Source organism: Halochromatium sp. (genome assembly GCF_054919635.1).
This window is the reverse complement of sequence record NZ_JBUDPI010000125.1, coordinates 1-9625: the sequence shown is the minus strand read 5'-3', so window position 1 is coordinate 9625 and position 9625 is coordinate 1. Positions and strand designations below refer to the sequence as shown.

General features: G+C 62.4%; 8 protein-coding genes. 2 read left to right on the top strand and 6 right to left on the bottom strand.

Going from position 1 to position 9625, the window contains the following annotated elements:
• Positions 1–148: 148 nt before the first annotated feature.
• Positions 149–2539: a fatty acid cis/trans isomerase gene (locus tag ACY693_RS09470; RefSeq protein ID WP_462321580.1), complete on the bottom strand. Its 2391-nt coding sequence runs from the start codon at positions 2537–2539 to the stop codon at positions 149–151.
• Positions 2540–2599: 60 nt separating this feature from the next.
• Here ACY693_RS09470 and ACY693_RS09465 point away from each other — a divergent pair, with 60 nt between their 5' ends.
• Positions 2600–4162: a DUF6694 family lipoprotein gene (locus ACY693_RS09465; protein ID WP_462321579.1), complete on the top strand. Its 1563-nt coding sequence runs from the start codon at positions 2600–2602 to the stop codon at positions 4160–4162.
• A gap of 210 nt (positions 4163–4372) precedes the next feature.
• On the opposite strand, the gene phbB is transcribed toward ACY693_RS09465, so the two are convergent.
• The 5 genes from phbB to ACY693_RS09440 all read right to left on the bottom strand — a co-directional run bounded on the left by phbB (position 4373) and on the right by ACY693_RS09440 (position 8445).
• Positions 4373–5164, bottom strand: coding sequence for an acetoacetyl-CoA reductase (gene phbB / locus ACY693_RS09460; RefSeq protein ID WP_462321578.1), 792 nt, complete (start codon positions 5162–5164; stop codon positions 4373–4375).
• A gap of 105 nt (positions 5165–5269) precedes the next feature.
• Entirely contained in the window at positions 5270–5647 is a 378-nt protein-coding gene (locus ACY693_RS09455) for a phasin family protein (RefSeq protein WP_462321577.1), read from the bottom strand.
• A gap of 127 nt (positions 5648–5774) precedes the next feature.
• Entirely contained in the window at positions 5775–6413 is a 639-nt protein-coding gene (locus tag ACY693_RS09450; protein WP_462321576.1) for a DUF4124 domain-containing protein, read from the bottom strand.
• 149 nt (positions 6414–6562) lie between these two features.
• Positions 6563–7033: a polyhydroxyalkanoate synthesis repressor PhaR gene (gene phaR / locus ACY693_RS09445; protein WP_462321575.1), complete on the bottom strand. Its 471-nt coding sequence runs from the start codon at positions 7031–7033 to the stop codon at positions 6563–6565.
• A gap of 227 nt (positions 7034–7260) precedes the next feature.
• Positions 7261–8445 carry an acetyl-CoA C-acetyltransferase gene (locus ACY693_RS09440; protein ID WP_462321574.1) on the bottom strand — a complete coding sequence of 395 codons (1185 nt, stop codon included), beginning with the start codon at positions 8443–8445 and terminating at the stop codon, positions 7261–7263.
• Between the two features lie 209 nt (positions 8446–8654).
• Here ACY693_RS09440 and phaE point away from each other — a divergent pair.
• The coding region (gene phaE, locus ACY693_RS09435) for a class III poly(R)-hydroxyalkanoic acid synthase subunit PhaE (protein ID WP_462321573.1) at positions 8655–9625 on the top strand (971 nt) is incomplete at its 3' end.

Genomic DNA, 9625 nt, shown 5'->3' with positions numbered 1-9625 from the left:
GTGGCGGCTTCTTCCGTCATGGCGAGCCGATCCCCTGGTGATCGACCCACCGCTAAGGGAGCTTGTGGGCCACGGGATCAAGCCTCGTCCATGCGGAGCTGAGCTTTGAGCTTGAGCTTCAGCTTGGGCTTCCGGCCTGGTGTCTGATCTAAGTCTCTGGCGCGTCGTAGTAGGTCAGGTCGAGCCAGCCCGCCAGGTCACCACGTTGATCGAAGTTCCAGGCGTTGATCCAGTCGTAGAAGGACCAGAACTCGCTGCTGTTGCGCAGGATGCCGTAGCGCTTCTTGAACGCGGTCCAATCGTCGCTGGTCTCGACCGCACTGAGATCAACCAGAAAGCCCGGCGCATCCTCGAGGTCCAAGTCGACAAACAGGTTGGGGAACCCGTTCACCAGCGTCGGATAGACACTCATGCTGTCCTTCTTCGGCATCGCCTCGCCGTTCTCGAACACCAGGGTGTACTGGGATTTGTACGCACGATTGGCGATCAGTGAATAGACGCGGTGCTCGTCGCCCTGATTGAGCCTGAGCATGATCACGCTCGGCAGCTGCGGGACGAAGGACAAGCCTTCGACGGCGGTCAGGGTCGAGATCGCCCAGTCATCGAAGCTCGACATCGTCGCATCCAGCTCGACCTTGGGCTTCTGCTGCGGATTGAGCCGGTCGGGCAGGCCGCTGATGGTTGGGCCGAGTCGATGCTCGAGCTGCTCGATCAGATCGATCAGCGGATCATCGCCGCTCACCTCGACCTGGGTCGGCTGATCCTTCGCAGCGAAGGGCACCGCAGCCAGACCGATGCTGCCAATACCCTGCGTCCATTCATGCCTGAGTGCCTGGCGATCCTCGGGCGGCAGCAGGGTCAGGAAGTTGTCCTCGAACGCCTGGCGCAAGAAGTTGAAGAAGAGGAGCGTCTCGAGCTTCAGCCCGTCACCCTCCCAGTAGGCAAAGCCAGCGACGGTGTCGTAATACATGCGCTCGAAGCCGGCAAAGCTGATCAGCCAGAGCGAACGGGGCACGCCACCCTGTGCCCCCTTGACCACCGAGACATTGGTCTCGTGGCGCAACACGGTCAGCCAGGCATTGCGGTCATCGCCATTGCCGTCCCACACCGCATCGAGCGACCAGCCCTTTGGAAACAGCTTCTCCTTTGTGCTTGCGAAGGCCTTCAGGTAATCGGCATTGCCGAACACCGAGCGATTCATCATGGTATCCCAGCTGTCCAGACCCAGCATTGGCGCCTGGACTGAGGGATCGTACTCGGGATCAAGGAAGAAGACCCAGAACTGATCCTTGACCGCATAGGTCGCGGTCTGGCCGTTACAGACCGGTCCATAGGTGATGCCGCCGACAATCACCTCCGAGTTTTCCAGCATGAAGCGGTAGCGTGATTCGGCCGGGATCGCCGCAAAGACCTTGAGCGCATTGTCGCTGCCCCAGCCGGGACTGAGCTCGGCCCCCTTTCCCCAACCCTTGCCGGTGTCGAGCGCGAACAGCTTCGTCAGGTGATCGATCTGATCCAGCGACAGGGTCCACAGGAAATGATTCTTCTGCACCGGCGGCGCGGTGAGCTTCTCGAGCCGGTACCAGAACCTGTCGACGTTGGCATAGCTGTAGGGATCATCGTAGGGCAGGCCGGTGCCAATGATCTCGACGGATTGCCCGGGCGGCGTCTTCGAGCGCACCAGCCGAAACTGATCGCCGGGACTTTCCTCCAGCACGATGGTGGCCAGGAATACATGCTCGAAGATGTAGCGGCTGACCAGCTGCGCGCGCTCGTCGTCTTGGTTGAAGAAGGTCTCCCAACGCGCGACGGCGTTCGGCTCGGCGATCTGCTCTGCGGCCTTCTTCTGTGCATCGGTCGGGCCTGGTGAGCCAGCGGCGACCCAGTCCTTGAGCGTCTCGAACTGCGCCTCGGTCAACGCCGGCAGCCCGAACGGCATCCCGATCGCCGGATGCTTCTTCAGCTCGGCCTTGAGCGCTGCCGCTGTTGAGGGGCAGGTGGCGTTGAACCGATCAGGGCGCAGACCCTCGAGTGCGTCGCGCGCAAAGCCCGGGTCATTGTGGCTCATGCCAGCCTCGACCATCAGATAGAGTAGCGACTGGTCGAGGTTCTCCGCCGCCGAGCCTTCGTCGGCAACGATCGGGTAGAAGCCCTTGTTGCGCCAGGCCTTCACCGAATGCGCGGCGTCCATATCGGTGCGCGGATAGTTGCCGATGTGATCCGAGTAGGCATTGAGCCCGAACCCGCCGCGCTCGACGCCCCGAAACGAGTCCAGCTTGACGTTGCAGGGCGAGCCCAAGCAGCCGTGACAGGCGATGCAGCGGCTGTTGAAGATCGGCTCCACATCGTCGACGTAGTCCGGTGTCTTGGCCTTGTCCGGTGATGACGGCGGCTGGGTTGGCTGTGCTGAGTCTGGGGCTAGCTCTGGGCTTATTTGCTGAGTGCCCGTCGACTCAGCAGCTGTCACTGCGGAGTATGCAAGCACCGCCAGCAACGCCAAGACAGCGATGCCGTGCCAGCGGATCAGCAGTAGAGACATTAGAATGGACCTCATCGCAAGTAGCCACCTGGGGCTGGGCAGCCTAACATGTTCACTCGGTTGCAGAGACCATCGCTGGTGTTGTTGGTGCTCGCGATCGCGCTCCTCGTCGGTTGCACCAAACCGCGTCTCGACACCAGTAGCGCCGAGCACTTCCGGACCTCAATCTCAGCCGTGCGCGACAAGCTACCGGCAGACGCCCGCGCGGCCTTCGATGCTGCATTGATCACCTTGGTCACGGGCAACCCGCCAGCAACGACCTCCACGGATGCTGGCGATTCCAAGACCCGCCCACCATTGCCGAGGCTGGACGCGCTAAGCCCAGCACTGCGCGAGCAACTGCAAGGTCGTACAGGACGCGAGGTAATTGCGATCGCCAAGGAGAGAGAAGCGCAGAGGCAGGCACGCCGCCAGCGCGCCGAAGCCTTGGCGCGGGAGCGCGAGCGGCGTCAGATCATGGAAGAGATCCGATCGCTGCGTGCGAGGCTCGAAGCCTTTGATCTCGAGACGCTCGAGGACGTCTCGGTGATCAGCGCTCGGCTCAGCGTCGATGAGCGCGCAGAGGACGACACCAGCGTGGTCCGAGACTGGTTTGACATCAGCGATCTCACCCCCGTTAGCGCGCAAGCGGCAGAGGCCAGCGATGAATCCCAGCTCCCGGAGATCGAGCTCGAGATCGAGAGCCAGGTCCGCAATGGCATCTATGCAGTCCTGTTCGAGGTCGAGCTGCTCAGCATCGACACCGCTGAGCGTTGGCGTCGCTTCCAGACCAAGCAACGCTTTTTGCGTGGACTGTTCTACGGTCAGTCGGCCACCAGACGCTTTACGCCTGAGGCATTCGCCGAGCTGTTCGGCCCCGACGCCCTCGACAGGCCGCCGGCGCTAGACAGTCTGGTCGTGGTGGCCAGACCATTGCGACTCTATGGCGCCGATGGCCAAGCCTTTGCTGGAGCAGAGCTCCCAGAGGCCGAGCTCGCGCAGGTGCAGATGCTCGTCGATAAGCTCGAGCGTCATCTTGCGATGGCTGGTGGGACCGAGGAAACCGCATCGAAGAGCCGTAACACCTCCCGTGCGGCCGCTGACGATGCCTTTGTTGCCGAAGCCCAGGCAATCAATGCCTGGCGCGAGGCCAGCATTGCCCGCGCCTTCAAGGCCGAGGCCGAGGCGATTCGCGCCGAGCGCCGTGCTGTCGAAGCAGCCCGTGAGCCCTTCTACCGCTTCTTGATCGACCAGCCGCGTTTCTATTGGAGCGACAGTGCGGTCCATCGTAAACCGGTGATCGAGCTTCGCGTTCGCAACAATACCAGCGAGCCCGTTTCTTGGTGTCATTGCCGCGGACGGCTCATGAGCAGCGAGCGCGAACGTCCTTGGGTGGATGCACCACTGGAGCATCGCCTGCGCGGCAACCTGGCTCCCGGCGAGACACGCGATCTGCGCATCGTGCCAAACTGGCTTGGACCCTGGGGGGGCGCGCCGAAGGACCGTGACGATCTCAGGCTCGAGGTTGAGCTGACGAAGCTAATCGGCGAAGATCGAAAGGCGCTTTTTTCTGAAGACCTCTCAGCACAGCAGACCGAGCGACTGGCCTCGCTCGAGGCACTCATCGCCGCGAAGGGTTGGTGAGCTGACGACGTCGGCGCGCTGGGGCGATTTTGGTCACCGCATATCAGCTCCGGCTGCTCTTTGCAGTCGGCTTCCGCGAGGCGTCGAATCATAAAAAAGGCCCGGCAAAGGGACGCCGGGCCGAACTGTCTCTTGGGAGAGACGAGGAGGACACTGAGTTGGCGGACTCGTTCAGATCCGAGGCCGCCGAGAGATGAGCTAGTGCATGCACTAATGCATGAATAGGCCGCCGTTCACCGGCAGATTGGCTCCCGTGATGTAGCCATTGGCGTCAGCGACCAAGAAGGCGACGGCGCTGGCGATCTCTTCGGGTCGGCCCATGCGCCGCATCGGTACGCTCGCAACGATGGCCTCGCGCACATCGTCGCGCATTGCTAGGGTCATCGCTGTTTCCACATAGCCAGGCGAGATCGTGTTCACGGTGACGCCCTTCGAAGCCCCTTCTTGTGCCAAGGTCATGGTGATGCCATGCATGCCGGCCTTAGCAGCGGCATAGTTGGCCTGACCAAACTGTCCGCGCTGCCCGTTCACCGATGAGATGTTGATCACACGGCCAAAGCCGGCCTCGAGCATGCCTTCCCAAACCTGCCGAGTGACGTTAAAGACACTATTGAGATTCACGTCGATAACGGCGCGCCACTGCGCCTCGTCCATCTTCTTGAAGGTCTTGTCGCGCGTGATACCGGCGCAGTTGACCAGGGCTGAAATCGGTCCTTGATTGGTCTTAATCTCGGCGACCATCCGTCCACAGTCTTCGAAGTCAGAGACATCGGCCGCGATGGTCTCGATCGTCAGCCCTTCGCCAGCCAGATCGTTGCGCCAGGCCTGTGCGGCCTCTTGCTCAGAGGGGTGATGGTTAGCAACCACGCGCCAGCCGTCTTGCGCTAGGCGTCGGCAGATCGCAGTGCCAATACCACCAATACCACCGGTGACCAGGGCCACCCGACCCGCACCCGCATCAACAGTCGCTGTGTCGGCGGCTGCCGTGTTCGAATCAGTCATAGTCGTCAATCCCGCGTCTGCGACGAGCGATGATGGAGCCGCGGCAACGACGAGCGCCCCTGTCGATTCGCCCGTCGCCCGCGGCTCAATCCCAAGGCTCGCTTTTCAGGCCTTTGCAGCGGCCTCAACCATGCCACCGCCCTTACGCATCTCGGCCATGGTGGCCTCGAACCATGCGCGGTACTCATCACGGGTCTCGGTAGCAAGCTGCAGATTGGTCTTGGACTCAGCCATCACCTGCTCGCTGGCCTCTTTGGTCATGTCGACCTGGGCCTTGTACAGATCGTTGTAGCCGCGGGCCTCAGTGGCGGCGCGCATCAGCTTGGTGCCCTGCTCCATCCAACGCCCGAACAGGTCCATCTGGCGAGTCGCCATGCGCTCGGCTACCTTCATGTTCAGCTCGCCCAACGCGGTCATACGCTCGACGCTATTGTTGGTCAGCTCGTTCAGGGTCTTCATGTTCTCGCTCATATTCATGGCCATGCTCCAGTCTCCGGTTTGTGCAGTGCAGCATTTGTTGCACTGCACAATAGTACCCGCCTAGAGCGCTGTCAAGGTTGTCAACAAGAAAAGTTGCTGCACCGCAGCATAGTGGCTCCGCTGGGCGCGATTACTCCAGCCAGCGGTCTTGGTCTGGATCAAAGCGATCCTTGGCTCGGGTACCGCTGCTGCTCACGTCGGTCACATGGCCATCACGGAAGTAGACGGTCTGGCTGCGGCGGTTGTCGTCGGCATCAGTGCCTCGGTAGGACCAACTGCGCAGCCCCTCGCCATCGCGCTTACTCGCCGAAGGCGGGCCAAGCGCGTCTTCGACCTCATCGGGCGTCATGCCTGGAATCACCTGGCGTCGGCGGATTGCATTCAGAATCTCTAGGCGGCGCGGACGCGCAAGGGGCTCGGCTCCGCCCTTCTGAGCTGGTTTGGTCGATGTCTGTGCACCCTGCGCTGACGGAGCCTGCATACGCTTGAGCTGCTGCTCGACCGACCAGTGCTTGGCGCTTCCGCGCGAGCTCGCCCGATCTGTCCCAGCGCCGGAGTTCGAGCCAACAGGCGCAGCCTCCTGCACGGTTCCCGGCAACCGCAGCGACTCACCCCTTGCATCGCCCGTGCAAGCCGTCTGCTGATACGAGATCTCACCGGCCGCATCAGTGCACTTATAGAACCCTGCCTGCGCCGCCCCGGTTAAGGCCGCCAGCAGTGGCAGCACAAAGACCAAAGGTTGGCGGCAGTCGCTCGCTGATCTCTGCATCCCCGCGGCTCCATCTCGTCTGGACCCATGCAAACCTGAGCATGATCTTGAACATGACTGTGCTCAAGCCTAGCCATACCCGTGATCTAAGACTGCGAGGATTGTGACCCATCCACTGCTTGGTTTGCAGCTTGAGTACGGGGATCAGGCTAGTCGTTCTTGCGATCAGCCTTTGGATCAGAGTCGCCGAAGCCGGCTGCGCGGAGGAATTCCTTCTGCGCATTGGCCCAGAGATCAAGATTGTGCTCGGTCATCCGGTCGATGAATTCGAATGGCTTGGTGCCGAGATCCTCGGCCAGATGCTGTTGCTGGCGGGCGAAGGCCTCGAGAGACTGCTCGAGATAGTGCGCGAATAGCCCCTGCATGGTGCCGCCATAGAAGCGGATGATCTGCGCCAACATGTTGGCACTGAACAGCGGCTCGCCACCGGTCTCCTCGTCAAGCATGATCTGCAGCAGGATTGAGCGGGTCAGATCGGCATCGTTGGCGGTATCCAGGACCCGAAACGGCGTCCCTTGCATGACCAGCGCCCGCACATCCGCCAACGTGATGTATCGGCTCCGCTCGGTGTCGTAGAGCCGCCGATTCGGATATTTCTTGATGATGCGCTCGGCGGTCATCGCATGGCCCTGAGCCGCAGGTCACGGAAGGATCGGACAGTGTAGCCCAGACTGAAAGCGCGCGAACTGTGTGGGATCAACCGGACGCATCCACTCGGCATTGCCGGCCGACCAAACTTCCAACCGACCGCGCCGCCCGCCGAGGTCGCGGTCAAGCAGCCCGTTGCGCCTCCCAAGGCGCGAGACACCTTGGAAGACGAGCTGGACCTATTGGTCAGTCACCTTGGTCAATCACGGGCAACGGCCAAAGCCACGCCCTGACCGCCGCCGATGCAGAGCGTCGCCAAGCCCTTCTTCGCATCGCGCCGCTGCATCTCGTGCAGCAGGGTCACCAGCACGCGGGCGCCAGAGGCGCCGATCGGATGGCCAATCGCGATGGCACCGCCATTGACATTGACCTTGTCCTGATCCCAGCCCATGTCTTTATTGACCGAGAGCGCCTGCGCAGCGAAGGCCTCGTTGGCCTCGATGAGGTCCAGATCGGCAACCGTCCAACCGGCCTTGCCCAGGCACTTGGTCGAGGCCGGGATCGGGCCGGTGCCCATGATCGCTGGATCAACGCCGGCGCTGGCGAAGGCGACGATGCGCGCCAGCGGCGTCAGCCCGAGCGCCTTGGCCTTGGACTCGCTCATCACCAGCACCGCGGCCGCGCCGTCGTTGACGCCGGAGGCATTGCCCGCCGTCACCGTCCCCTCCTTGTCGAACGCAGGACGCAATCGGCCCAGGGTCTCGGCACTGGTGCCGGCGCGCGGATACTCATCGCGATCGAAGATCACCGGATCACCCTTGCGTTGCGGCACCTCGACCGGAACGATCTCGTCGACAAAGCGATTCGCCGCTTGCGCCTGCTCGGTCTTGCGCTGCGAATCGGCCGCGAACTCATCCTGCAGCTCGCGCGAGAATGCATACTGCTTGGCGATGTTCTCTGCGGTCACCCCCATGTGGCACTGATTGAACACATCCATCAGTCCGTCGCTCAGCATGGTATCGACCATCTTCCAGTCGCCCATGCGCTGGCCCTGACGCGAGCCCGGAACGACATGCGCCGATTGACTCATGCTCTCCTGACCCCCAGCGACCACGACCTCGGCCTCACCCAGCGCAACCGCCTGCATGGCGAGATGCACGGCCTTGAGTCCGCTACCGCAAACCTTGTTGATCGTGGTCGCCGGCACCTTGTGCGGCAGGCCAGCGTTGAGCGTGGTTTGGCGAGCTGGATTCTGACCGACGCCTGCGGCCAACACCTGCCCCATGATCACCTCATCGACCTGCTCGGGATCGAGTCCGGTCTTCTCCAGCAGTGCCTTGACCACAGTTGCACCGAGCGTCGTGGCCGGCAACGAGGCGAGGCTACCGCCGAAGCTTCCCACTGGGGTGCGCGCAGCGGCAACGATAACGACATTCTCTGGCATGGGAGGTCCTCCTCAGATTGAGTCAATAAACAGGCGACGAACCACCGCAGGTCCACCGAGATCATTATTGGGGTTCATTATTGAGCGCGATGCATTGAGCGCGATGCGACTCGCCGCGCTGAGTCTACGGGCTTTTGTTGCGGTGCACAAACTTCCATGCTAGCTTCGTCCGAATCTGATTTCAGGAGGCCCTGGCTGGGGTAAGCACCATGACGCAAAACGCATTCCTCGACGACAGCTGGCTCAAGCTGCAGCGCGACTATTGGGACGGACTCGCCAAGATGGGACGCCAGGCGATGGGCGTGGAGAACAGCCCGGCGAGCAACAGCGCAGCGGCACCCTGGCTGGCGGCGATGGAGCAATGGTGGAAGACCTTCTCGCCGGCCGCCGCCGATCCCGCACGCGACTTTATGCAGCGGCTGATGGATCAGGGTCAAGCCTACTTTAGCCTCGCCGAGCAGTTCACCAAGGGCCTCAGCGAGGCCGGCCTCGGCCTGGGCGGCGATGCCAATCGCGCTTGGGACTGGCTCAATCAAACCATCGAGCAGATGCAGAAGGGATTCAGCGGCGCCGGCAGCGATCAGAACGAGAGCCTGCAGCGGATGCTCGGCTTTTGGGAGATGCCGCTCGACAACTGGCAGCGGATGATGTCCTCGCTCTCGCCAATGATGCCTGGTGATCTGCTGCGCAACATGCCGCACGGGATGATGCGCGGCCCGATGCAAGAGGGCCTGGAGCAGATGCTCTCGGCGCCCGGGCTGGGCTACACGCGCGAAGAGCAGGCCCGGTATCAAGACCTGATGCGCGCCGGCATCGACTACCAGCGCGCCTTCCAAGACTACAGTGGCTTCTTCAATCAGCTGGGCGTCAAGGCCCTGCAACGCCTGCGCGATCAGCTGCAGCAGAAGTCTGAGGCCGGCGAGACCATCAGCTCCGCACGCGGCCTCTACGACACCTGGGTCGGCTGCTGCGAAGCGGTCTACGCCGAAGAGGTCATCACCCCCGAGTACTCGCGCGTGCACGGCCGGTTGATCAATGCCCAGATGGCGCTCAAGCAGCAGCTCTCGGTCATGGTCGATGAATCACTGGGCGCGATGAACATGCCCACCCGCAGCGAGCTGCGCACCCTGCAGGACCGGCTGCACGAGACGCGGCGCGAGACCAAGCAGCTGCGCCGGGA

Bases quoted from the DNA above. Each gene is read 5' to 3' on its own strand.
- ACY693_RS09450 (WP_462321576.1), bottom strand. From the start codon at position 6,413: ATGCAGAGATCAGCGAGCGACTGCCGCCAACCTTTGGTCTTTGTGCTG.
- phbB (WP_462321578.1), bottom strand. From the start codon at position 5,164: ATGACTGATTCGAACACGGCAGCCGCCGACACAGCGACTGTTGATGCG.
- ACY693_RS09440 (WP_462321574.1), bottom strand. From the start codon at position 8,445: ATGCCAGAGAATGTCGTTATCGTTGCCGCTGCGCGCACCCCAGTGGGA.
- ACY693_RS09455 (WP_462321577.1), bottom strand. From the start codon at position 5,647: ATGGCCATGAATATGAGCGAGAACATGAAGACCCTGAACGAGCTGACC.
- ACY693_RS09470 (WP_462321580.1), bottom strand. From the start codon at position 2,539: ATGTCTCTACTGCTGATCCGCTGGCACGGCATCGCTGTCTTGGCGTTG.
- phaR (WP_462321575.1), bottom strand. From the start codon at position 7,033: ATGACCGCCGAGCGCATCATCAAGAAATATCCGAATCGGCGGCTCTAC.